Annotated in this window: 17 protein-coding genes and 2 pseudogenes; 7 read left to right on the forward strand and 12 right to left on the reverse strand. The window is 62.9% G+C overall.

The window, feature by feature from the left end:
- Window positions 1–59 precede the first annotated feature (59 nt).
- The 7 genes and pseudogenes from FHY50_RS03325 (at window position 60) to FHY50_RS03350 (ending at window position 8,462) form a co-directional block, all read left to right on the forward strand.
- Window positions 60–1,868: a FecR domain-containing protein gene (locus FHY50_RS03325; RefSeq protein WP_140046953.1), complete on the forward strand. Its 1,809-nt coding sequence runs from the start codon at window positions 60–62 to the stop codon at window positions 1,866–1,868.
- A gap of 61 nt (window positions 1,869–1,929) precedes the next feature.
- A complete protein-coding gene (locus FHY50_RS03330; protein WP_140046954.1) occupies window positions 1,930–4,230 on the forward strand; it encodes a GGDEF domain-containing phosphodiesterase in 2,301 nt (766 codons plus the stop codon).
- Between the two features lie 258 nt (window positions 4,231–4,488).
- A complete protein-coding gene (locus tag FHY50_RS03335) occupies window positions 4,489–6,384 on the forward strand; it encodes a CocE/NonD family hydrolase (RefSeq protein ID WP_208403024.1) in 1,896 nt (631 codons plus the stop codon).
- 66 nt (window positions 6,385–6,450) lie between these two features.
- Window positions 6,451–6,678, forward strand: a pseudogene (locus tag FHY50_RS03340) (tryptophan 7-halogenase); the annotation flags it as partial.
- Window positions 6,678–6,968, forward strand: a pseudogene (locus FHY50_RS14340) (LacI family DNA-binding transcriptional regulator); the annotation flags it as partial. The pseudogenes FHY50_RS03340 and FHY50_RS14340, both read left to right, overlap by 1 nt.
- A gap of 34 nt (window positions 6,969–7,002) precedes the next feature.
- Window positions 7,003–7,185, forward strand: a complete 183-nt coding sequence (locus tag FHY50_RS14345) for a substrate-binding domain-containing protein (RefSeq protein ID WP_243846710.1) — start codon at window positions 7,003–7,005, stop codon at window positions 7,183–7,185.
- A gap of 146 nt (window positions 7,186–7,331) precedes the next feature.
- Window positions 7,332–8,462 (forward strand): cytochrome-c peroxidase, encoded by a 1,131-nt coding sequence (locus FHY50_RS03350; RefSeq protein ID WP_166745484.1) that lies wholly within the window; start codon window positions 7,332–7,334, stop codon window positions 8,460–8,462.
- Between the two features lie 5 nt (window positions 8,463–8,467).
- Here the strand turns inward: FHY50_RS03350 and FHY50_RS03355 are convergent, their stop codons facing one another.
- The 12 genes from FHY50_RS03355 to FHY50_RS03415 all read right to left on the reverse strand — a co-directional run bounded on the left by FHY50_RS03355 (window position 8,468) and on the right by FHY50_RS03415 (window position 24,994).
- Window positions 8,468–10,114 (reverse strand): hypothetical protein, encoded by a 1,647-nt coding sequence (locus tag FHY50_RS03355; RefSeq protein ID WP_140046957.1) that lies wholly within the window; start codon window positions 10,112–10,114, stop codon window positions 8,468–8,470.
- A gap of 114 nt (window positions 10,115–10,228) precedes the next feature.
- Window positions 10,229–11,035, reverse strand: a complete 807-nt coding sequence (locus FHY50_RS03360; protein ID WP_244935289.1) for a ThuA domain-containing protein — start codon at window positions 11,033–11,035, stop codon at window positions 10,229–10,231.
- 813 nt (window positions 11,036–11,848) lie between these two features.
- Window positions 11,849–12,451, reverse strand: a complete 603-nt coding sequence (locus FHY50_RS03365; protein ID WP_140046958.1) for a hypothetical protein — start codon at window positions 12,449–12,451, stop codon at window positions 11,849–11,851.
- 8 nt (window positions 12,452–12,459) lie between these two features.
- The gene (locus tag FHY50_RS03370) at window positions 12,460–13,656 is read right to left on the reverse strand and encodes a M48 family metallopeptidase (RefSeq protein ID WP_243846712.1); all 1,197 of its coding nucleotides are present in this window, start codon (window positions 13,654–13,656) and stop codon (window positions 12,460–12,462) included.
- On the reverse strand, window positions 13,653–14,411 hold the full coding sequence (locus FHY50_RS03375) for a hypothetical protein (RefSeq protein WP_337250263.1): 759 nt from the start codon (window positions 14,409–14,411) through the stop codon (window positions 13,653–13,655). Before FHY50_RS03375 ends, FHY50_RS03370 begins: the two co-directional genes overlap by 4 nt.
- An 853-nt stretch (window positions 14,412–15,264) precedes the next feature.
- Entirely contained in the window at window positions 15,265–16,314 is a 1,050-nt protein-coding gene (locus FHY50_RS03380) for a 5-methylcytosine restriction system specificity protein McrC (protein ID WP_140046959.1), read from the reverse strand.
- 3 nt (window positions 16,315–16,317) lie between these two features.
- Window positions 16,318–18,558, reverse strand: a complete 2,241-nt coding sequence (locus tag FHY50_RS03385) for an MrcB family domain-containing protein (RefSeq protein WP_166745485.1) — start codon at window positions 18,556–18,558, stop codon at window positions 16,318–16,320.
- Between the two features lie 1,396 nt (window positions 18,559–19,954).
- The gene (locus FHY50_RS03395) at window positions 19,955–21,121 is read right to left on the reverse strand and encodes a site-specific integrase (protein ID WP_140046961.1); all 1,167 of its coding nucleotides are present in this window, start codon (window positions 21,119–21,121) and stop codon (window positions 19,955–19,957) included.
- 594 nt (window positions 21,122–21,715) lie between these two features.
- Window positions 21,716–22,921, reverse strand: coding sequence for a VapE domain-containing protein (locus FHY50_RS03400; RefSeq protein WP_166745486.1), 1,206 nt, complete (start codon window positions 22,919–22,921; stop codon window positions 21,716–21,718).
- 533 nt (window positions 22,922–23,454) lie between these two features.
- A complete protein-coding gene (locus FHY50_RS03405; RefSeq protein ID WP_140046963.1) occupies window positions 23,455–23,838 on the reverse strand; it encodes a hypothetical protein in 384 nt (127 codons plus the stop codon).
- 79 nt (window positions 23,839–23,917) lie between these two features.
- Window positions 23,918–24,289: a hypothetical protein gene (locus FHY50_RS03410; protein ID WP_140046964.1), complete on the reverse strand. Its 372-nt coding sequence runs from the start codon at window positions 24,287–24,289 to the stop codon at window positions 23,918–23,920.
- A 99-nt stretch (window positions 24,290–24,388) separates the two neighbouring features.
- Window positions 24,389–24,994, reverse strand: a complete 606-nt coding sequence (locus FHY50_RS03415; RefSeq protein ID WP_166745487.1) for a DUF4230 domain-containing protein — start codon at window positions 24,992–24,994, stop codon at window positions 24,389–24,391.
- Window positions 24,995–25,002 lie beyond the last annotated feature (8 nt).

A 25,002-nucleotide genomic window follows, 5' to 3' on the forward strand; every position in this document is an offset into this window, starting at 1 on the left:
GAACAGCATGGAAAGGGTGGGACGCTAATGCCGCATGCTCCAACAAGGGGGCGTTCAGGATGAAGATGGGGCTGAAGATGCTGTGCGGCACGGTGCTGCTCGCCAGCAGCAGCGGCGCACTGGCGCAGACCGGACCCTGGACGGTCAGCGAGGCGAGCGGGCGCGTCCAGGTGCGCGACGCCAACGGCACCCGCGCCGCGCGCCGCGGCATGACCGTCTCGCCCGGAGCGATGCTGCTGACCGATACGGGTGGCCGGGCCGTGGTGGTGCGCGGGCAGGAATTCGTCACGGTCGCGTCGAACAGCCGCATCCGGGTGCCGATGGCAGGCGAGGCCAAGGGCTTCGTCCAGATCCTGCAAGACTGGGGCAATGCCGTGTTTCGGATCGGCAAGCAGCCCAAGCCGCATTTCGCTGTCCAGACCCCGTATCTGGCCGCCGTGGTCAAGGGCACGACCTTTTCGATCACGGTGACCGGCGAAGGCGCATCGATGCAGGTCGTCGAAGGCGCGGTGGAAGTCGAGACCAGCGACGGCGGCGCGTCCGACCTGGTCCGCCCCGGCGCGATCGCCATGGTGTCCGCAACGGATCGCTATCGCCTTACCGTCCAGGGCAGCGAGACGAGGGTGATCGATTCGCCGGCACGCTCGGGCGCCCCCGGAGCCACACCGCCGGCGGCAGCGCCGACCGCACCCGCCGCGCCGGCAGCGTCGGCCCAGCCCAGCGCTCCCACGCTTGCCGCCACAGTGCCGGTTCCAATCGCGCTTGCGCCCGAAAGCATGGCGAGCGGCGGCGACGTCATCGACACCGTGATCACCAGCGAGCCGGGCAACCTGGGCGACATGACCGATGGTCTCGTCGCCGGGAGCGTCGCGGCGCTCGCAACCGCGATCGTGGCCGATGAGGCCGATGACGGCAAGGAGCCAACTCCGGAGACGCCACCTGCGACGGTGCCGGATCCCGAACCCCAGCCTGAACCGGAACCCCAGCCCGAGCCTGAACCACAACCGGAGCCGGAACCCCAACCTGAGCCTGAGCCACAACCGCAGCCTGAGCCTGAGCCCCAGCCTGAACCGGAACCACAGCCTGAGCCTGAGCCCCAGCCTGAGCCTGAGCCACAACCGGAGCCGGAACCACAACCGGAGCCAGAGCCCGAGCCGCAGCCACGGCCGGAACCAACCCCTGATCCGGAACCAACCCCTGAGCCCGAGCCCGAGCCCGAGCCCGAACCACAACCGGAGCCAGAGCCAGATAACGACCATGACGGTGACGGTGACGGCGACGGCGACGGCGACGGCGACGATGGCGATGACGACGGTCCCAAGCCGCCGAAGCCGGACAAGGACAACGACGACGATCCCAAGCCGCCGAAGCCGGATAAGGACGACGACGACGATCCCAAGCCGCCAAAGCCGGACAAGGATGACGACGACGATCCCAAGCCGCCGAAGCCGGACAAGGACGACGACGACGATCCCAAGCCGCCAAAGCCGGACAAGGACGACGACGATGATCCCAAGCCGCCGAAGCCGGACAAGGACGACGATGATGACCCCAAGCCGCCGAGGCCGGACAAGGACGACGACGATGACGATCCCAAGCCGCCGAAGCCGGACAAGGACGACGACGACGACGATGACGACGATCGGAGGCCACCAAGGCCAGATCGGGACGACGACGATAGCCGCGAGGAGGGTAATCGTATTGCCGCGCCAGAGATGCGTGCCGATGCAGTGGACGTCGAAGCCGACTTCGATCGGGTCGGTACGCTTGGCGGGGGGTTGTCGCGCAATGAAGAGGGCGCGCTGGTCAAACCCAACGGTGTCGTGATCGGCGGGAGCGATTTCGGCGGCGCGCCCGAGATCCGGTGACGATATGTTGACGAACCGGCGTTAAGGTGCGGCGCTGCGCCGTTGCGCGGGGGAGTTAGGGTTGCCGGGACGTGCATTCGGACGCAGCGTGGTGTGGGCGATCGCTGCGCTCGCCGGGGCGGTTGCCGGCAGCCTCGGCTTCGGTGCCGGGATCGAACGCGGGTTGCAGGATCTGCGCTTCGAGGTGCGCAGCCGCGCAGCCAGCGGGGACGTGCATCTCGTCGAGATCGATGCCCGCAGCATCCAGGCGATCGAACGCTGGCCCTGGCCGCGGCGCAACCATGCGGCGCTGGTCGAGCGCCTGGACGCGGCAGGCGCCGAAGTCATCGCCTTCGACGTCGATTTCTCGTCACGATCGAACGCGGCGGACGACGCGGCATTCGCGCGCGCGCTGGACGCGTCGCGAACGCCGGTGATCCTGCCGACGCTGCGCCAGTCGGCGGGAGGCGGACGCAGCGGTGTGATCGATTCGCTGCCGATCCCGCAATTGCGCCGGTCGGTAGCGCTGGCGGCGGTCAGCGTGCTGCCCGATGGCGACGGGCAAGTACGCCAGGCGCCGCTGGGCGTGGTCACTGCCGGCGTGCCGCGACCGTCGTTGTCGGCAATGCTGTCGGGGCGCGCCGGAGTTGCCGATGCGGCATTCCCGATCGACTATGCGATCGATCCTGCGACAATCCCGCGTCACAGCTTCATCGATATTCGCGATGGCCACTTCGACCCGTCGGCATTGGCCGGAAAGCGGGTGATCGTCGGCGCGACCGCGGTCGAGAATGGCGATCGCTATGCCGTGCCGCGCTATGGCGTCATCCCCGGCGTCGTCATCCAGGCGCTGGCGGTGGAGACGCTGGCGCGGGGCGTGCCGATCGCCGCGGGTTGGCAGGGTCCGTTGCTGCTGGCGATGCTGCTCGCCATCGGGTTTGGCATGGCGCGCTCGCGCGTCGCGCTCGGCACGCTGTTGGCGGCCGCACCGATGGGGATGCTGGCGGCGGCGATCGCCTGCGAAGCGTGGTGGCAGGTCCAGTTTCCGATCGTGCCGGCGCTGATCGGCCTCGGCGTTGCTGGCGGCGGGATGGTCGCGCTGCGGATCGCCGCTGCTGCACGCGCGCGCCGCGGAATCGATGCGGCGACGGGGCTTCCCAACCGCGTCGCGCTGGGCCGCGACCATCCGGGGGGAGCACCGGTCGCGATCGCAACCGCGCGCATCGCCGATTTCGACCGGCTGGTGGCGAGTATCGGTCCCGGCGACGTCGCGGCACTGGTCGCGCGCATTTGCGATCGTATCGCGCTGACCACCGACGCTGCAACGCTCTACCGGATCGAGGACCGGCTGCTCGCCTGGCGCGTATTGGAGGATGCCGAGACGATCGGCGATCGCTTTGCGGCACTGCGCGCGACGATGCTGTCGCCGGTCGAGGTCGCCGGTCGCCGCATCGATGTGACGCTGGCGATGGGGTTTGCCGAGGATGAAGCGGGCGACGCGCTGCGCGCCGCAGGGAATGCGGCGCTGGCCGCGGACCAGGCGATCGCCGCGGGCGAAAGCTGGCAGGTCCATGCCGCGGGCAGCGAGGCTTCGCTCGAGCAGGAACTGTCGCTGATGAGCGAACTCGACGAAGCAATCGACCGCGGCGAGCTCGCGGTGGTCTATCAGCCCAAGCTCGACCTTGCCTGCGATCGTATCACCAGCGTCGAGGCGCTGGTGCGCTGGAACCACCCGGCGCGCGGGTTCCTGAGCCCCGATCACTTCATTCCGATGGCGGAGCGCAACGGCAGGATCGAGCGGCTGACGCTGGCAGTGGTGCACCAGACGATCGCCGATCTCGAACGCTGGGCTGCCGCCGGCCATGCCATTACCGGCGCGGTCAACCTGTCGGCAAATCTGGTCAGCGACCAAGCGTTCAACCAAGCGCTGCGCGAATTGCTGGCCGATGCCAAGGTCGATCCCGCCATGCTGACGTTCGAAATCACCGAATCCGCGGCGATGATCGATCCGGAGGGCGTCGCCCGCGCGCTGGCGGAGTTCCGTAAGCTCGGCGTGCGGATATCGATGGACGATTACGGGACGGGTCAATCGACGCTGACCTATATCAAGCAGTTGCCGCTCGACGAGCTCAAGATCGACCGCATGTTCGTCCAGTTCGCGCATCAGGATCGCGGCGATGCCGTGCTCGTGCGGTCGACGGTGGCGCTCGCGCATGAGTTGGGGATCAAGGTGGTCGCGGAAGGGATCGAGGTCGCCGAATGCCTCGCCTTCCTGCGAGCTGCAGGCTGCGACATGGCGCAAGGCTATTTCATCAGCCGCCCGTTGCCGCCGGATGCGCTGCTGGCGTTGCTGGCGTCGGGCGAGCGCCGCTGGGCAGCTTGAGGGGCGGGGCGTACACACGCCGAATTTGTCATCAAGTGCGCCGGGCCGAGCAGGCATTTGACGCTGCTGCATCCTGCGAACGCCATGTAATCTGCGAGGAGCGCCTGTGGGCGCGGATCAGCCTTATTGACTCCCGCTTCCCGCTTTCCGTCCGCCTGCTTTCACCACTGGCATTCGACGGTCGATCGCGCGTATTCGATGGTCCTACAACCGGGAGCCGCAGCCATGGACAAGCCAATCCGACCGACGATCTTGACCATGAGCGCGCGCGGCGCCGTGGCCGTCCTCGCTGCAATGCTGGCGGGAGTGCCGGCCGCGGCGCAAGACGCGCAGGCGCCGCAGACCGACACGATGCTCAACGAACAGGTGGCCGAATATGACTGGGTCCGCCCCCAGGCGGATTACGTGCGGCGCACCGTCATGATCCCGATGCGCGACGGCACCAAGCTGTTCACGGTCATCATCCATCGCAAGGGCGTCACCGACGCGCCGATCCTGTTCACGCGGACGCCGTACAATGCCGACGGCATGAGCAGCCGCAATCGCAGCCAGAAGATCGAGGAGGTGCTGCCGGTCGCAGACGCCGAGTTCGTCAACGACGGATATATCCGCGTCTATCAGGACGTGCGCGGGATGTACGGATCGGAAGGCGACTATGTCATGAACCGGCCGCTGCGCGGGCCGCTCAATCCCACGCAGGTCGATCACGCGACCGACGCCTACGATTCGATCGACTGGCTGGTGAAAAATGTGAAGGAGAGCAACGGCAAGGTCGGGATCACCGGTTCTTCGTATCTCGGCTTCACGTCGCTGATGGCGCTGGTCGATCCGCACCCGGCGCTCAAGGCTGCGGTGCCGCAAAGCCCGATGGTCGACGGCTGGATGGGCGACGACTGGTTCCACAATGGCGCATTCCGCGTGTTCGGGTTTGACTTCGGGTTGGGCCAGACCGTCGCCAAGGGCGGGGGCGCGGTGCCCAAGGGGACGGGCGACGAGTACGCCGCCTATCTCGCCGCCGGTTCCGCGAAACACTACGCCGAGAGCTATGGGCTGCTGCAATTGCCCAACATCCGCAAGATGCTCGAGCATCCGTCCTACGACGCGTGGTGGCAGGGGCAGGCGGTCGACAAGCAGCTCGCGGCGCGCAAGCTGACGGTGCCGACGATGCTCGTGGTCGGCCAGTGGGATCAGGAAGACAGCTATGGCGCCCCCGCCGTCTACCAGGCGCTGGAGCCGCAGGATACCAACAACGACATGGTTAGCCTGGTGATCGGGCCATGGCGGCACAGCCAGGTGAATTACGAGGCGCGTTCGCTGGGGCCGCTCGAATGGGAGGGCGATACCGGGCTGCAGTTCCGTACCCGCTATATGAAGCCGTTTCTCGACTGCCATTTGAAGACAGTGGCACCGCCCTGCGACACGCCGCCGGTCCTGACCTACGCCACCGGCGCGAACCGGTGGGAGGTGTCGCAACAATGGCCGGCGGGCACCTATACGCCGCTGTACCTGGCGGGCAATTTCGGGCTTTCGTGGACGAAGCCGGCGGCGGGCAGTGACAGCTATGTCTCCGATCCCGCCAAGCCGGTGCCGATGCTGCCGCGCCCGATCCACATGCAGGGCGACGAATGGCGCAACTGGCTGGTCCACGATCAGCGCTTCGTCGACGGTCGTCCCGACGTGCTGAGCTATACGACCGGCGTGCTCGACAAGCCGGTCCATATCAAGGGCGCGCCCAAGATCGATCTGCGGGCGGCAACCAGCGGACGCGACGGCGATTTCGTCGTCAAGCTGATCGACGTCTATCCCGAAGAGAATGCCGCCGAACCGGAAATGGCCGGGTATCAGCTCGGGATCGGCATCGAGATCTTCCGCGGACGCTATGTCCATGGCTTCGCGACGCCGGCACCGCTCAAGCCGGGCAAGACCTATGCGTTCGAATGGGCGCTGCCCAATGTCGATCATGTCTTCCAGCCGGGGCATCGGATCATGGTCCAGGTGCAGTCGAGCCTGTTCCCGCTCTACGACCGCAACCCGCAAAGCTGGACGCCGTCGATCATGGAGGCGCAGCCGGACGATTATGTAAAGGCCACCCAGACGATCCATCGGGGAGGCAATGCGGCAAGCGCCGTGCTGCTGCCGATCGCGACGGATTGATCGACATCTTCGCTCGCGCAGAAAGTCGAGCTTTTTCGGGAGAGCGGACGCGTATGCCGCCGCAACGAGGAGCTGTTCGGCGAGAATAGCTGGGTGCAGGTGATGATGGGGCAGGGGATCCTGCCCGAACGCCATCGCCCGATCGCGGCCAAGCTGCGACGACGAGCTCGATCGTCTGCTTGCCCTGTTGCGCCGCAATGTGGCCGATGCGGTGGCATCGATGCCAAGGCACGCCGATTACCTTGCCAGCTACTGTCCGGCATCAGGCCGTCCGCATCGGCGCGGGCGGCCTGATGCCGCAACGCGGGCCAGGGGTCACGATCAAGCACGTGGCGGCGGATGCGGGCGTTTCGCTGCAGACCGTAAGCCGCGTCATCAACAAGGCTCCCAATGTCAGGCCGGAAACGACCGCGCGCGTCCAGGCGTCGATCGACAAGCTCGGCTATGTTCCGCTGATCGCCGCGCAGCGCATGGGCGGCGCGGGCTCGCGCCTGATCCTGGCGCTGAACGACCGGGATCGTACGATCGCCGACTGGCGCAGCCGCCAGGGGGCCGACTGGGTCGATCAGATGCTGCTGGGCGGACGATCTGTCGCTCATCAGCTTCGACGACACGCCGATGACCCGGTTCGTTCAGCCGAGCCTGACTGCGATCGTTCAGCCGATCGCGGCCGTGACCTCGCGCGCCGTGGAACTGATCATCGCCGAACAGAATAGCCGGTCGATCGCGTGCGATGCGATCTCGATCCCGGCCACGCTCGTTGTGCGCGACTCGACGGCACCGCGCGCAGAGCACCGGTAGGAGGTCGCTGATACCGAAGGGGTAAAGTGCATGCTCGCTCGGCAAATGCGCCGTCACAGCACCATCGCCCTCAACCGCAATTGTCGTTACGACAGGTGCGCGACAAAGGGCTGGCCATGCGACAGAGGGATACAAGGGCGCTTGCCTTGGGCGCTGCGATACTGATGCTGGCGGGGTGCGGACGTTCCGAAGGGGAGCGATCCCCGGTCACTCCGGACGCTGTCGCACAGCGCACGACCATCGATTTCGCAACCGTCGCCGATTACTCCGCGCGCAACCTTCCTGCCTATTTCGACGAGACGGTGAACGCGCTCGATCATAGCCCGTCTTCGAGCGCGAGCAACGATCGGGTGGCGACGCTCGGCCGGGTATTGTTCTACGACTTGCGGCTCAGCACCAACGACAGGGCGTCGTGCGCTTCCTGTCATCAGCAGGCGTTCGGCTTTACCGATCCGATGCGCTTCAGCAATGGCATCAGCGGGGCTGCCACTACCGATTTCCACGCGATGCGACTGGGCAATGTCCGGTACTGGAAGCCTGGGACGGCGTTCTGGAACCGGCGTGCCGCCAGCGTGGAAGCGCAGGTGAGCCAACCGTTTCACAGCCTCGTCGAACTGGGTTGGGGCGGCGCGGCGGGCGGTTTCGACACGCTGATCCGCAAGATGGGCGCGACGACCTATTATCCGGAGCTATTCGGCTGGGCTTTCGGCAGCCCTGCGATCACCGAGCCGAGGATCCAGCGGGCGCTGGCTCAGTTCGTGCGCGCGATGGTGTCGAGCTCGAGCCGGTGGGACGCGGGCTATGCGCAGGTCTTTTCGCCCACCGCACCCAACCGTGCGCTCGATATCGACCTGCCCAACTTCACCGCGCCGGAAAATCGCGGCCGACATCTGTTCATGACGGGCGTCGGGCAGGGCGGCGCCGGTTGCTCGTCGTGCCACATGCCGCCGACTTTCGCTCTGGCTGCCGACGCGCGGAGCAACGGCCTGGATGCCGGCGAGACGCGCGTGTTCAAGGCGCCGTCGCTGCGCAGCGTCGGCCTGACCGGGCCCTATATGCACGACGGCCGCTTCGCGAGCCTCGCGGAAGTGATCGACTTGTATAGCGATGGTGTTCAGGAAGGCCCGGCGCTTGACCCCCGGCTGCGACAGGGTCGCATGCCTCAGCGCCTGAAGCTGAACGCGGCGGATCGTGCCGCGTTGGTGGCTTTCCTCATGACGCTGAACGATGGCGACCTTACGACCGACGATCGGTTCGGCGATCCGTTCCGGCGGTAAGCCGATCAGGCGCGGATCGAATACAGGGTCGCATTGCTGATCGCGTACACCGCGCCGTCGGCACCGACCAGCGTCGGCGTGTAGGCCTGGCCCAAGCCGGTGGTGAGCCGCACGCCCTGCGACAGCGAATTGGTCGTGAGGTCCCAGCGGTACAGCATGCCATCCTCGTTGTTGGCGAGGACGGATTTGCGCTGCGGATCGGCGGCCATGGTGTTGATGCACCATTCGCGCCGCGCGCTGGAGGAACTGCCGTCGAGCGTCGGTCCGAGGATGGTCAGCACCTCGCGCATCACCTGAACGCCCGGGACGATCGGGTCGGACTGGCTGGCCGACGGATCCAGAACCGCAAGTCGGTTGAGCCCGTCGCCCGTCCCGACGCCGATATAGTTGTTGTACTTCTGAACGAGCAGATAGGTTGACGTGCCGGTATAGGCAGGCACCATCTCCGCCGGGATCACGGTGGGCGACACGTCCCACCCGAAGCTGCCCGGGACGCTCACCGGATTGAGCATCGCATCGAATTGCAGCAGCCAACCGCGCGCATTGTGCGTGGGAAACTGCGCTTCGAGGACGCCGTAGAAGACATGGCCATCAGGGCCGACCACGGGAGAGGCCGTGCCGTCGTCGCTGATGCGCGCCGGGGCGAGCAGGTTCGGGTCGGTCAGCGCAGCCTTGGCGCGGGTGGCAAGCGTCGTGCTGTCGAGTGCCAGCAGATAGCCGTTTTGCGTCGTGTTGGTCGCTCCGCGGTTGACGGCGATATATACCAGCCCCTCGTCGAGCGAGAGTGCCGGCGCGCAGTTCATCGCCGGCTTCTGGACCGAAGCATCGCCTGCCGCGGCGGCGGCTCCGACCCATGCCCCGGTGCCGTCGGGGGAAATGCGCGCGATGCCGCTGACCAAGCCAGCCGGGTTCGCGCCGGTGACCTGAAAGCCGAAGAAGATATTTCCCTGCGCATCCGCAGTCAGCGGAGTGTTGATGAATACGCTGGCGTCGAACGCGGACGGATTGCCGTCATAAGCGGCGGCGCCATAGAAAAATTGCGGCGCGAAGGTCCCGTCGGTCGCGTCCGGATCGGTGCGCATCAGCAGCTTTCCGCCGGCGCCCGGGACGTAGAGCAGCCCCTGCTGCGTCAAGAGCGGGTTGTAGGGCGGCAGCCAGTTACGTGGCGGCGTGACATAGTCGGTGCTCGCCATCCACAACCGCGAACCGGTCGCACCGTCGATCGACTCGATGCGATAGCCGCCGATCGCGCCGGTCTTGACCGGGACGATCACCGCGTTGTTCTCCGTCACGACCGGCGAGCCATAATGCGTAAGCAGCGCGCCACCGGGCGTATATTGCGGGGCAAGGTCGACAGGCGACGTCCAGGCGATGCGTCCGAGATCCTGCGACGCGATTTCGCTCACGCCCGTATGCTGCGCATCGCGGCCATAGCCGAACCACGCCGGACCCGACACCGGCATCGGCGTGGGAGCAGGCGTCGGCGTCGGGGAGGGGGTCGGCGCCGGGGTTGGTGTCGGTGATCCACCCCCGCTGCTGCCCCCGCCACTGCAGGCGGCGAGCACCGCGGACGACGACAGCATCGCCAGCGCGCTCCGACGCGAAACGAGCGTGGGGACAGGCGGAGTGGGGAGTATCGGGTCGTCGCTCATGGCACAATTTACTCCGTCATTCGGCAGAATGCACTGCCCGGGATATTGACCGGGTCTACAACTGGCTGTTCGTACGACAGCGAGCCTCCCGGTTCGCCGCGTGCAAGTCGGGCATCACTCGTGGCGCCGTGCTTTGGGCGAGCGGGCTGCCCAGCGGACGGCGTTGGCGAGGATGCGGCGATAGTTTGGATCGTCATATGCCGCCGGCATGTGTCCCAGCGCCGAATAGATGATCCGACCCTTTGATCGCGGATTGGTCCAGATGACCGGGTGTTCGCCCATCGCCAGCTTCTCGCCAGGTCGGTAGCTCGCCTCGTCGATACTGGCCAGTACGGTCATGCCGCGCACTTCCGGGTCGCTTGCGAAGGAGTACCATTCGTCCGTGGGCAGCCAGGGCAGCTTCACGCCGGCCATGACAGGGTGATCAGGCCGGTCGACTGCGACGCGTGCCGCCTGAAACTGATCCTCGCCGCCGGGATGGCCGATGAAGCGCGTTCCGATAATGGTGTCGACGTACCATGGCGCCTTGTGACTGTCGTCGCCCGCCGCATGCAGGGCAACGATCCCGCCGCCCCGCGCGACGAACCGCGTAAGCGCCTCACCCTGTTCGGTCGTCAGGAAGTCGCCGCTCGCGCTGTTGAGCACGACGACCGAGAAGCGGCGTAACTGCGCGTCGTTGAAGACGGCGGCGTTTTCGGTGACGTAGCTCTGCCGGCCCTGCTCGCGCGCGATCTCGGCCAGCACGGAATTGGAATGCGGAATGTGCTCGATATGTCGCCAGCCGTTCGTCTTCGACACGATCAGGACCGCCCGGTCGAGGCCGGCGGGCAGAACCGGCGCGACCCGGTCATAGGTGGGCTTCGGCAGGTGAGGGTCCGACAGCGGCGTGAGCAGACCGATCAGCGCTAGCAGTCTGTACACGATGCACCCTCCTCGGTCGCCGCCAGACTGGAAGCTAACGGTCTTTGGCGCAAGCATATTTGCTGTCCCCGGATGTCTTCGGAGGTGCGCCACGCGCGCACGCTTGGTCGCGAATTCGCACTCTGCGCTTGAAGCATCCCGCCCGGCCCATTCGCGTGAGTGGCGGCGAAGCGGGATACGCTGGCGCGCTGGGGTCTTTGGAGGCGTTTTGAAGGAGCCCTGGTGCCGCTTACAGGACTCGAACCTGTGACCCCCGCATTACGAAGGCTACTCACGTCGCCCGAAGAAGGCAGGACTTCTATGTCTCCGGGGCCGATATGCGCGCCTCAGCTACCTGTGACCCAATGGGTCCCCAAATTCAGCCAATAGCGCGCCAAGGCAGCATCCTATCGAAAGTCTATTGGTAGGACGCGCCGCCCGAAATTGACCTACTCCAGACCCGGCCAGCCTCGCGCTTAGCGCATGGTGGAAACAAATTCCCGCTACAGTGTCGATCGCGGCGCGACGCGCTGTGGGACAACGAGACGGCCTAGCTTACGACCCGACCGGGTGGTAGCCGCCCGACCGATTTGGGGCGACGAGGTGAGGTAAGCGGCCTTTCGTTTCTTCTGATCGTAACGTCCGCTACGCGCCCCAGTCTCGGCCGTTCGGGTGCCGCTGCTGCCAGTCCGAAAGCGGACGTGGCTATGAACGGGATTGCGTGCGGCTCTTTCGATTGAGACTTTTCCAGATTAGCTTTCCCAGACGGCGCCGAGGTGCCGCCTACCTCCGACGTTGCGGTCCGCCGAGTTCGTCCCTAGCCGCGGGCGAGCATCACATGATTTTCGCAGTCGAGATCAGCGCACGATAGTCGGCGATGTTGCGCTGGAAGAAATGGATCTTCGGCGCGTCGTAGGTCGCCATGTAGAGCTTGCCGCCGATGATCGCGGCATGCGCCTCACCCTGTCGCCGGATCTGATCCCCGTCGGTGTAGTCGTACGTGAACTCGACGCCCTTGACGCCGAGATACGATCCAGGTTTAGAGCCGGTGAGCCTGAATTCACCGATTTCCTTGTAGGCTCGATAGGTGCCCTCTAGCAGTTCCGGCACCTCGACGAGAAGTGTCTCGGCTCCGAATTTCGGAAGCGGTTTGCGCTTCTTGTTGCGCTCCTTGACCAGCGGCGCCCCGGGCTCGACGCCCGTGTAGAACGTCACGTCGTTGAGCTGCTCACCATCCAGTGTCCAGGTTTCCGCGAACTTGCCCGGCCTGATATCGAGCTTGTTCCAATCGCGGGGCGGCGTGATCGATACGGCGGAGGCGGACAGCTTCGCCGCCTTGCCCCGTTCACGAAAGTCATTTGCCGACGCCATCTCGAGGATGGGCGCGGCAGTGAGAAGGGCAGCCGCGAGGCTGAAACGAACGATCTGCATGTTCATCGATCCGATCAGTTCAATGATGCCGTCGTCAGTTCGATCATTGCTCGATCGTCCGCTTCGGGCTTGAGTTCAAGGTAGCGGGCAAGAGCCGCGCGGCCTTCGGTTGGCCGCGCCGTCTTGATCATCGCAAGGCCGAGGCCTCGATAGGCGTCGGCATAAAGCGGATCGAGCGCGATCGCCTGCGAGTAGAAGTCGGCGGCGTGCACCAGGTCGCGCTGGCCACCGCGCGCGCGGAAGAGTTCGCCGCGATGGAACCACAGCGTCGATGTCCATCCGTCGGACGCCAGCGAGTTTATCAGGTATTCGGATCCGCCGAAGTCGTTCAGTCCGATCTGGTCCTTCAGGAAAACCGGGGTCCATGGCCCCATCGCCTGACGGTATCGATCCGCGCCATCCGGCCGATCCGCCGCCTCGGGCAGCGCCAGGGCACCGAGGTACGCCGCGCGCTCCCCTTCAGGCGGATGGCTGGCGAAATACGCCACGCGGTCGAATCGAGGACGTTTCATGCCCTTGGCGACGGCGGAAGCCTCGGTTTCGGCCATGAGGTTTTGCCAGACCCGTGCGGCCGCCTGGGGGCGGAGCGCGCTAACGTTGAGATAGCCTAGACCGACGAGATCGGCCTCCCGCTCATTGTCGCGGTTGAAGCGAAGGAGCGATCCGTAAACTGAGAGCTCGAGATCGTCGAACGAGCGCCGCGCGTAGGGGTTGTTATTAAAGGAGGAGAGAACGGCGGCCCAGCTCAGGAGATCGGTTCCCCGCCGTTGCGCCTTGAAACGCTCGAGCGTGTGGCGCCGTTCGAAGTGGCCGAACTCGTGTCCGAGCACCGCCGCGAGTTCGGCCTCGCTCCGCACTCGCAGAAGAAGACCGCTGAATACGCGCATCGTGCCGTTCGGCGACATCGTGGCGTTGAAGCTGGGTTCGCGGACGATATAAACGCGCACGCTGTTGCATCGGTCGTTTCCGACGGCGGAGCAGAGCACGTTCTTCACGTATGCGGTCAGCGCCTCGTCGTGGATGACGGCCCGGGAATTGGAGAGCTTACTTTCGTTCTCGTCGTCTACCTTCCACAGGCCTATCTCATCTACGCCCTGCGGCTGATAGACGCCTTGGAACGGCGGCGGCGGCGGGGCGGTCCGCGTCTTCGACTGCGGCGCGGCGCCGGCCATCAGTATCGCGCCGATTACACCCAATGCGGAGAGCATCATTGTGCTGATGCTGTCTGCTGGTCCGCGACGCTTCCCGGGAATCCTTCGAGAAGCTGCCGAACGCGTTTCTGGGCACCATCCGCCTCGCGCACGTCCCCTCCCATGGCAAAGTCCGCGTTCAGCCACAGGAGGTCTCCGGTCCGCAGATCGACGAGACCGGCGGCGCCCTTGTGCTCGCCGGACTTCACGGCGATGCCGGGACCCAGCAGCGCGGCGATCTGCAGGAGCTTGCGGCCTGTCGAACCGTAGGCGTCCTTGTTGTAGATGAAGAGGGCGTAATCCGCCGTATCGGCGCCGGGCAGGTCGCGAACGCCTTCCCCTAGCGACCATTCGAACACGCCGGTCTTGTTGTCGCGCTTCTTTGTCGGAAGCCTGTTGCCGACGAAGAACTGGTAGTTGACGACCGCTTGCGACACTGCGTCAAAGAGATTGACGTATTCCTCGACGAGCAGGGCCTTCTCGCCCGACGCGTCGGGGGCCTCGACGACGGTATTGCCCAGCGATGCCTGATGCTCAGTCAGCGCCGCCTCGATGTTGCGTTTCGCCTGTTCGGTCCATTCCGCGTTCGGTTCGAACATGGCGCCGGTGGATTGGCTTCCGACGCTGACCTTCGGCTTGAACACGAGAACGCGCTTGCCGCTCTGCGATCGCAGATCGAAGCCCTGCTTGACCGCGGTCCGCTCCTGCCCTGCGGCCGACGGCGCGCAAGCCATCGCGAGCAGCGCCGCTGCTCCCAATCCCATCAATGTCTTCACGTTGACCCCCTCGGCGACTCCCCAGTCGCCATTCAATCCTGCACTAGATCGATCGAATTGAAAATATGCAAAGCGATGGTGTGCGGAACGATACGTCCGAACGGTTCTGAACATTAGCGAGCGGAAAGGCTCTCGATGGTGCGCGACGTCTGCTCTCGCTACCTGCCAGCCAAAAGCGGTCTGTCTGCAGACGGCCCATTCCAGGCCGCCGCATCTCGCCTGAATGGCTGTCCGGTTCAGGTAACGGCGGGGCTGGGGTAAGCGGTCGAATAAGGTGTGAAAGCTGACAGTCAGCTTCATGGGTTTGCGGCTTAGCTACCGGCGATGCGTCCCTGACGCAAAAGTTCAGTCACTGCCGCTGCGACGCTCAAGCAGCAGGCCGCGTGTCGAAAGCCAGGCGCAGTCCCGGTCCGTCCGCTGTCAACATCCGCATTTGCGGCTTGCCCGAATCGTTCCCGCTGTGTTCCTGATGCGGAGTGTCATACAAGCCGATCCGAACGCTCGCCGATGCCGCGCGGCATAGCCTGTACCTGCGCGTCGTGTGCCCAGGATGTCAGCGCGAAGTGATCTTTTCGCCGGGTTCTCTGATCGGTTTTGATTTCAGGATGGGGCACAAGCCGCTCGAGCGATTGGCAACCAAGTTCGTTTGTAAGCCGCCGGAGGGTTGCGGCCGCAGGGGAGCGGAGCTGAGCGTCATCCAATGGCCTTCAATCCGGGCGCGTCCCGCCGCTCCCACGCCGATGCTCAGCAAGGCTCCACGTGGGATCGAACAGGACGCTTGGGACAAGGCCGACGTCGGCGAGAAGCGGCGTTTGATCCGGCAGGCGCGAGGGTGACTGTCGGGAGCGGTTACTTATTTGGTTGCCGTCAGCGCTTTGAGATCCGCTGCAATCGCCGCCCAGCTCTGGTCGAGGTTGATGCTGGCGAGCTGCAACACGTGACCTGCAATCTCATAGTGCGCCGCGATTTTGTCGCCGACGGTGGGATAGAGCAGCATCCCCTCGGTTTTTAGGAAGTTAGGACCTTTGGCTTCTGCGTTCACCAGATAGGCGAATATTTGGTACAGATTTCCCGAGTGAAAGCTCTTCGATCCGAACCGCCCTTCCTGAAATGCCTCAGCGTAATATTTCGTATCAATGATGATTTGACGGGTCGGCGCCGTGAGAAAAATGTCGGTGATCATCACCGGCAGCTGGACAGTATCATCCAACGTTAATGGCGTCGCGTTCCAGCGGATTTGGAGCGACTCTACGCGAAAGATGTTCTGCTCTGCACGGTAGAAATTGCGAACGAATGCCTCGAACACGCCCGCCATCTTGCGCTCATCGCGTAGGACATCTTGGAACTGATAGCCGGAGCCGCCCGGCGTTGGCAGCATAAGGTCGAAAGCTAGTCGGCATATGCGGAGCAAGAGATCGTAATATGCATTGTTGCGGTGGAGCTGCACCCGACCAAACACCGCAGCCGTCATCCGGATATCCGTTACGTCGCCAAGCATCCGGCTTGTTGCACGGAGCTCGTGCGCAAGGCCTTTATCAAGCGATGCTGCACGCGAGAGCCGCAGCATCGTCGCTTTGATGATGCGGTTATGCAGGACGTCGTGGCTTAGCTCGTCAAACTCGCAGACCAATCGCTGCACTCGTTGTGCGCGCAGTAAAAGGCTATCGTTAAGCGATATGCGGCTGCGAACAGTCTCGAGCTCTTCAAGCTTGGGTTGATAGCCACGATCCAGGCCACGGCGCAGCAAATGGTGCACGCCGTTGTGCAAAACGCGCGCGAGCAAGTTAGGTAGATCTGGGCTATCTTCAGCACCCGCTGAGATTGCGCGCGCTTGTTCAAACCGGTCCCATGCATAGCAGAACAGATAATAGATGTTGGCGATCGGGATCTTCGGAGATGGCATCGCCTAACCGAGCAGCCGCTGCGCCCAAGTCTCGGCATTCGATGGCGCGTCGAACCAATACTCGCGCAGCAGCGGCAAGATCTCAGTTTTGATGATCCGCCGATACCAAGCATCCGAACTCTCTTCTTCCATCGGCCCCCCACAGAAAAAACTGTGCCCAATCTCAAAGCCTGGACCAAGATTGGCGTTGTCGCCGATAATCTCCGCGTTCAAACTGCCAACCCGGTCGCGAATGCGCGCAACGACCTCGGATGAAACCCCGCGTCGGTCGAGCTCGGCGCTGAATTTGTCGCCATCAATCCGGGAGCTGAGGCCCACAAAAGCGAATCTCCGGCGCAGCGCGTAATCCACGACCGCCAGCGAGCGGTCGGCTGTGTTCATTAGCCCGAGAACCGAGACGTTGGGAGGCACGAAGAATTTTGCGTCGCTATAGGCGAGCGCGGTTGCCCACTTTGCGTCTCGCTTGTCGGGCTCGACGAGCAGCATTAGTTCGCCAAGAATGCGGCTGAGATTGCCGCGATTGATCTCATCGATGACGAAAACAAACTGTTTGGCGGGTTCAACAAGCGCCTTGAGACAGAAGTCGACAAACTTGCCCTGTCGCAGCGCGAAGCCCTCGCCAGAGGGGCGATAACCTTGGACGAAGTCCTCATAGGAATAGGATTGATGAAACTGGACCATATTGACGCGGGTTGGGTCGGCTGCGCCAATCAGCGCATATGCCAACCGTTGCGCAGCGAAGGATTTCCCAACGCCCGGCGGCCCCTGTAGGATTAGATTCTTTTTAGCTCTCCAGAGCAGCAAAAGCTCTTCGATCTCCTCACGCTCGAGAAAGAGATCCTCCAGCGCGTCGTCGATCGTAAACGACTGCACGTCCTCGATATTGGGCATGTCCTCGATTTCAGGAGCGTTGGGCGCCCCATCGATAATCAGATCATAGGCAGCGATCAGCGCCGAAAGCGCGCCGCCCAGCTCACCGTCAGTCGGCAGATCGTGACGCGGGATCGCCAGGTGCGCAATGGTCCCGGCCTCGTAGTTTCGCGCTGCCGTCGTGTCGGACTTGAGGTCGATGGCACTGTCCAAGCAGAATTCGTTGCCTATGGTCTCTGCGATCTGCGGGCGCGAGGCGAGGCTCACGCGCTGCATCTCGTCAACCGCTTGGCGCTGCCCCATGGTTCGCACGAGGTCGGTCATCCCCTGGTTAAGCGTAAGATAGGTCATCGACAGGTCTTCAGCGATCAAGAAGACTATGTAGATCCCGCGCTGCGTCGAGGTCGTCACGCGGTCGTCAAGAAGTGCGATCCAGGGAGTTTTGGTCCATCCGCCCTGACCGACGCTGACTTTCACCTTTAGCGTCGGGCTCTTTGCGACTGGTGAGCATGACTCAAGCCATGCTTTCAACCCGGACATCGCCTGACCGACTGGACCGACTGTCGTAAAAGGACCAGCCCTTGCGGCCGCAAACGCATCAAGAAAGTTCGAAAGACGCGCAGCGAAACTACTACCGCCGCTGTTGTCGGGCACTTTAACATTAGCGGGTTTCCACTGCCGCTTTAAGTCGTCATCATAGAAATCGATCGGAGCGCCTTTTTCAGTTTCCAAGCCTCGACGCCGATCGAGAAGCTCCCTGTCGAGCGCAGCATTTTTGCGTTTACGGAGTTGCCTTTTAGAAACCCCGTCCGAGAAGTGCTCCAGCACACTGACCTTATCTCCACGCGAGCTAATACGCTCGAACTCATCCGGAAATAGCAGGTGTGGAAGAATGTTCAGGAGCTGGCGGTTGCCCGCGCCAGGCTGATCCTCGAACCAGGTGACGAACCGCTCGCTATTGATTGAAATTGCGCGCTGCTCAGTTTTCTCGAGACCGCGTAAGGCGCGGAGGCTTTCGATAAGGAAGGCGACCTCGCGCCAGCGTTGTGTATTGTACGCAGTCCCGGCCGATCCGATCCCTCCGAGCACGTCATCTGCGAGATAGGGACTGCTAAGGTCCAGCTGCAAACCGGACCACGACCAGATTTCAGCGACTGACTTGCGCTTTTTCGAAGCGCCGATTCCCGATGGGAACAACAGTATCACCCAGAGTATTTCGGCCATGAGCTGAATGGCCTCGGGCGCGGCGTCGGCGAGCTGAGAGCGAAGTTTGTTTTGGAAGTCGCCTTCGCCCTCGTCTGGGCTTTGCACGAAACGCAGATAGAGCTCATCCAGGTTGACCTTCGTCCATAACTGGAGCGCCGGATCGAACAAACCACCAGCGTTTACGAGGCATCGATCAGACCAAACGCTTACTGCCTCGTACAACGCACCTGTATCATGATTTGGATTATATCTCGACATTACCGCCCCTGACGTCCGTTCCCCCACGAAGCTAGCTTGTTTAGGATACGAATGTGAATGGCTCGCGCTCAGTTGGCAGTTTTTGAGCGGAAGTCGAACGGCGACTTATGCCGCTTCGGCCGAGCTTGATGACCCACGCTGAAAGGCTTTCCTACTCAGCAAACATATGGCATTCGGAACGAATGAAGAACGGCCCGGATCGAAAGACGCGTTTCGTCAACCTCGAGTTCGGCGCTTTGGCGCTGCTCCTCTGCGGTACCTTCATTGCGGGCTTCGTCGGCTTAGTGAAGGCCATCTGGTGATCGCCGCGGCGCTGCTTCAGGTTGTTGCCGCCGGTCAGGTGTTCGCATGCACTCCGACCCGGGTTTGGGATGGCGACGGCCCGATATGGTGCGCCGAGGGGCCGCGCATACGCCTCGCGGGGATCGCCGCACGGGAAATCGACGACACGTGCCGCCGTAACCAGCCGTGTCCGGGCATTGCCGCAGCGGACTCCCGCGATGGATTGGTGCGGCTGGTCGGAACCGACATCGGCCGGTCACAGCAAGGTCACGTGCTTGTTCGCGGTGCGGCGATGTCGTGTCGATCGACTGGCAGTGCAGGGGGCAAGCGCACAGGTGCCTGGTGCGTGTCGCCCAAATCAGGTGACGTGTCATGTTTGATGGTGAAACGGGGGTTGGCGCTCAAGTGGCGGCGGTACTGGAAGTCGCACCGCTGCTAACGCGCCGCTCGACAATTGATCCTGGCCAGGGGCTAAGTCGGAAGCGTAGCTCGACCTTAAACCACTGATCGTGCAGGGTGGTTGCAGGGGGAAGCTGACATGAAGTTTATGATTGCGTTCGCACTGCTGGCCGCGGGGCCATCGGCCGGAACGCTGTGCACGACCGCCGCCTATGCGGCTGGAGCGTGTTGCAAAACATGTTCCAAAGGCAAGGCATGCGGAGACAGCTGTATCGCCCGGGATAAACAGTGCCATAAGCCCAAAGGCTGTGCCTGCGACGGTTGAGCAAGTCAGCCCCAAGGTGATCCGTCGGGCATGCCGTTTTGACAGGCTGCAGGGCCGCTGGCTGCTAGGGTGGGCCTGACCCGCGTTATCGACCGGGCGGTGCTGTAGCCTTAGCCCAAATGGTCTCTCGCCAAGGGTGCCCGCGACCACCGCGGCTGAGCCCCGGATCAGGCTCGAGGAGCTGGCGAGGCCATCGATAGCTTTGTTCTTTGATGCCGGCCGTCGAACAGCAAAAAAATATGGAAGAAGCTCGGCCCCGCCCGCGAACCAGCCGAAGCCAGAACGCGAGCGGGGTGAGGTCTAAGGTGCGGTCCAATCGACCTCTTGGCGTGCCGCTCCCGCCTCGACGGCGGCAAGCAGGGTATCGTTGGCGAGATGACTGTACCGCATGGTGGACTTGTGGTCGGCGTGACCAAGCACCCGACCGACCGCGAACAAATCGACGCCAGCATTTATCATAAACGATGCCGCGGAATGGCGCAGATCGTGGATGCGCAAGCCGGGCAACACCGCTTCACGCCGGGCGGTGTCCCAAGGGTGCTTGATATCAGTGAATGGCTTGCGCGTTCGGGGATTGGGCAGAAGGTAGGGGCAGGTCCCAAACCGTGGAACCTGCTCAATCAAGTCGACCGCCGCCTTTGATAGCGGCACGTGTCGCGGTTTGCCCGTTTTCGAGGTCGGTATAAGCCAGGCCCGCCGTTCAAGGTCGACATGCCGCCACTCGGCGTGCAGTAGCTCGGACACCCTGGCGCCGGTCAGCAGCAGCAGCCCCACGATAAACTTGAGCTGCGTGTTGCGGGAGTTGGCGACCGCAGCCTGGAGTCGCTTCGCTTCGGCCACATTCAGGAAGCGTTCGCGAGCATTGTTGATGGGCGGGCGAGGGATCCCCCGGGTAGGGTTCTTCGACACGCCCGGAATGTCCCAGCGGGCGGCCAGTTCGAACGACCGGCCGAAGATAACCCGGATCTTCTCGACCGTGGCTGGTGCCAACCCCTCGGCAGTCTTGTCCGCCAACCATAGGGCGACATCGCGCTGATGGATGTCGCTTAGGCGATGCTTCCCCCAGCGCGGAAGGATGTGCAGCCGCACGTACATTTCGGTAGTTTCATAACTGCGCTGGTACGACTTGGCGTTGGCCAGATGCTGAACTGCGAGCTCGGCGTAAGTCGGTATCGCCTTGATGTCGGCCTTTGCCGCAGCCGGGTCGCCGCCCAGGACAACTTCAGAACGCAGTCGCTGTGCCTCTCTTCTAACCTTGTCGACGGTCAGGTCTCCGAGCGCGCATATCTTATGCTGACGTTGGCGCCCGTGCTGATCTTGATAGCGCAGGTAAAACGTCTTGCCGCCTGACGCCCGAACTTCGAGCACCAGCCCGCGAATGCGAGTATCCCAATAGTCGGTCTTCTTGCGACCGTCCTGGCATCGGGCGAGCAGGACGCTTGAGCTATCGATCTTCAGCTTTGGCATGCGGAAGCTCCAAGCTGGAAGTGCGATAGCTGGCGATCGCCACGCGGCGCGGCCGGCCGGCGGGGGGCAAGGGCCGCACGGACCTCGACCGGTGTCTGGAGTTCAGTAGGATTGACCGCTCGGCGGCCGACGGAGGCTGAGGCGGGTCGCCGGAGCGGGGCAGGGGATGTTGATTGCTTCATTGTGGAGACCTCGTTGGTGGACGACGCAGTGAGCCCGCAAAGGCAGGACGCGTCGAAGGTTGTTGGGAAGGCCCAACCTCGTCGGTCGGGCGCAGGTATGGCGTTACAGCCGGTAAGCTGTGCAATTCGATGACACTATTCACGACGCCGGACGCCGAACACTCAGCTTCGCGCCGGTGTTGCGGTCAGCTCTCGTAGGTGCGAGCCGGGAGCTACCCAACGCCGCTGTTACTCCACAGATGGCGGATAGCTGTCGATCTGGCAGGATCACACTCGGTGGTATGTTCAGCAAATCACTGAATCGGGGCAGTGGGGGCAGGGGGCAGCAGTCGGCCAATCGGCCGAAGAGTCGTCTTCAGCTGTACGACAGGTACAAAAATATGTTTGCTAAGTTGCCGCCCCCTCCACCCACCTAATCGAAGAAGTTTGGTCGACCCTTTTGTTCTTGACTATATTCTGGTTCTTGCAAGGTAACGTCCGCTTCACGGATATAAACGCGCCATTTGTCTCGGCCATTAAGCCGCCGTGGCCCACCGTACATGCCTCGAAGAAGCGTTCCACACTCCTTAGCTTGAGCATTGGATGGGTGATCAAATCCTGCAGCTTGGAGTAGTTCAGTTGCAGTGACTGCGCATGACTGTTGCCCATCTTGGGGTGTCGTATCTATAATCGCCAGCAAACGATCAGCCACAACACTGGTGGAGCGGTGCTGAGCGTTTTGACGCTCCAACCTCGCCTCCTCCTCGGTCGAAAGCCACCACGGTTCACCTGCCCTAAAGTCAACGGCCAGCTGAGCAAAAAGCTGTTGCATATCGATATCGTGTTGGTGGTCGAGTTCGAGGACCTCGATCGTCCACCAACGGCTGTTGCCAGTATCGTCTAACAAAAAGTCGTGTGAGTTGACGGTAGCGTAAAATACCGTCCGGCGTGGGTAGTCACTTTCAGATCGGGCGTAAGGCCTCCGGATTTTATCACGATCGCTTGTCAAGAAGCCCTTCAAGCGCGACACATCGCGCCTAAACGAGCTCTCAAGTTCGCCCACCTCGACGATCCAATGCCCCACGGCGCCCAACATGCTGTCCTTGTTTCCACCATCCAAATGGTGATCGACCTTCACGACTTCGTCGCGGAGAAGCGGATTAGAAACTAAGCGGGCTCCCCAGCGGGTCTTTCCGATGCCTTGAGGTCCCTGAAACGTCAGGACGCCGCGGCATCGAAATCCGTGTGGCATCAATGCGGCCGCTACCGCGCTGAGCGCCCATCGCCGCATCAGCGTCTGCTTTAGCTGCTCTGGGTAACCGTCGGCGGCGATGACGGTGGCGTAAAATTGCGGAAGCCGGTCCACACCGTCCCATGGGACGCCGGAGATCCATTCCGCAACGGGGTTATAAGCGTGAGCGTCGGCGATTGCTTCCACGTAAGCCGGAACTGGGCCGATCGCGATGCCGTGCTGCGCGGCTAAGCTGACAACGTGGGTCATCGAAACATTATCGGAGTTATCGGAGGTCAGCGGCATGCCGGGGAACGATATCTCCAGCTTCTTCTTGATCACATTGTAGCGGGCTGTGATGCCATTTCGTTCGAGCATGAACTGAACGTTCGCGATGGTGGCAGCCAAGCCACCGCCATTCGCCGCTCGATCGGGAAACCCAGTCAAATCGATCTTTCGGGGTGTCCACCGCAGGGTGGTAGCCCCAGAGCGCTCATCCGGTGGGGCTGGGCGCATTATCGGTCTTCGGTTCGCCATTCTGATGTGCTTGGCGCTTTGCTTCGGCGCCGGGGTGGGGGAGGGGTTCTCCGGTAAGGAGGGGGGGGTAGATTTGTCAGTGCCCATATTCCATCATCCTTTCAAAAGAAGGGATAATTCAACGGGTTTTAAAACGACGTTTTGTCAGAGACTTAGCGCTACCATACGATGCGCTCAAAGCGACTAATTTTGACGTCATTTTGAGCTTAGAGCGTCTCAAACGATATTCGTTTCACCATCGCTTTTAAGCCGACCTATTGCGAATTGAATGTTGATAGTACCTGCCCCCTCCCTCCCCCCAGCGACCACTGCGTGGATGCAAAAGGATAGGGTTCTATTTCCAGCCATATAGAGCTCGGATGTCCGGCTATGCGTCGCCACTCCCGCCGGCTCGGGACGCTTAGTCACTGACCATGGCGTCGGCAAAGCGCCAGAAAATGTTCTGGCACCCCGTCAATATTTTGCACGAACAGCACGTACGCAAACGTCGATCCGAACGTGAATACGATCTCGAACCAAGCGCCATGGTCAATGAGAAGATCCCAGTGGGGTTCGAACCCAGGGTCGTTGAACCGAAGACCGTGCATCGGCTCGATCAGCGGCGACAGGCCAATGGCCCGAACGATGTCGTCTTCGCTGTCTCCGGCTTCCACCACAAGGTATTCGGTGTAGTCCAGAAGCTCGTCCGACAAAGCGGCGATCCGCCGGGCCAGCAGCGCTTGAAGCTGAGGTTCGAGGTCAAGGGTGAGCGCCCGAGCAAAACCGGCGCGATCGTAAAAGTGCAGCATAGGGTTGATCCTTCAGGCATAAAAAAAGCGCCCGAGGGTGTGCCCCTGGACGCTTGCTCAGCATGGTTATGGAATGACGTCAGGCGTTGGCGCGGAGCAGCCGGGGCAAAGGCGGTGCCGCGTTCGGGTCATCGAGCACGAACAGCGCCAAGGCGAAGCCGTCGTCGTCGAGGATCATCACCACTTCGAACCAGCCGCCGGAATGCCGTTCTATGAACTCGAACGATGAAGTGAAGTCGGGCTGTCCAAAGTCGGTGCCATCGACAAGATTGGTGGCGATCGGCATCCCGACCTCGGCCTCGACGGCGGCGAGGGTATCTCCCGGCTGGACCGCGACGAAGTGAGCTATGTCCGCCAAATCCTGGTGGCCCCCGTCAATCAGTTGGTCGCGGCGCAACGTGAGCAGCGCCCTGAGGTCGGCGTCCAAAGCGGTGGCGAGTGCGTCCGCCAAGTCGGCGGAGGTACGAATAGAAAGCATTGTCTTTCTCCAAACGGAAAAAGCCCCCCGGATTTCTCCGGAGGGCTGAGTGAGCAGGTCTTTTCGGTCGGGTTAGCGGAAGGTGGCGACGACCTTGACGTCGGGTCGCCCGGCCATGCGCAGTGGTATTTCGAAGTAGCTCGAGACGTTGCGCACGGCTTGACGCTTGGCGGCGTTCAGGAGGCCGGGTTGCTGGGCTTGCGCCACCATTGCCCGGCGGGCGCTTCGATAGTTCAGTTTACGCAGCGCTTCGACCTGATCGTCATCCCAGCTCAGGATGCCACCGTTGATCGTGGTGGCCGCCTCGGGCTGGAAGGCGATGTCGCCCAGCGTGATCTTGGGCAAGCGAACGGTGACGACCTTCGCCGCGTCATTATAACTGACGTCAGCCAAAGTGAGGTCGGACAGGTCCAGAAAGTAGCTTGCCGCGGCGGGCACAATCAGCTCCTGGCGCCCGCCGAACACCCATAACATCGTCCGATCCGTCCTAACGCTGGCGGTGCCCTTGTAGCTGAACACCAGCAGCTTGTTCTCTTCGCGCAGACTTTCGACGGTGGTCGCCAGCACCTTTGTCGTGTCGACCTGGAAGAATCCGGTGTTCTCGACCTCGGTGTCCACCGGCCGCTTGTCCGCGGCGGCGAATCCAACCCCGACGGCACCCAGATGCGTCAGGATCAACGCGGGGA

This window comes from Sphingomonas japonica, assembly GCF_006346325.1.
GTDB classification, from domain to species: domain Bacteria; phylum Pseudomonadota; class Alphaproteobacteria; order Sphingomonadales; family Sphingomonadaceae; genus Sphingomonas; species Sphingomonas japonica.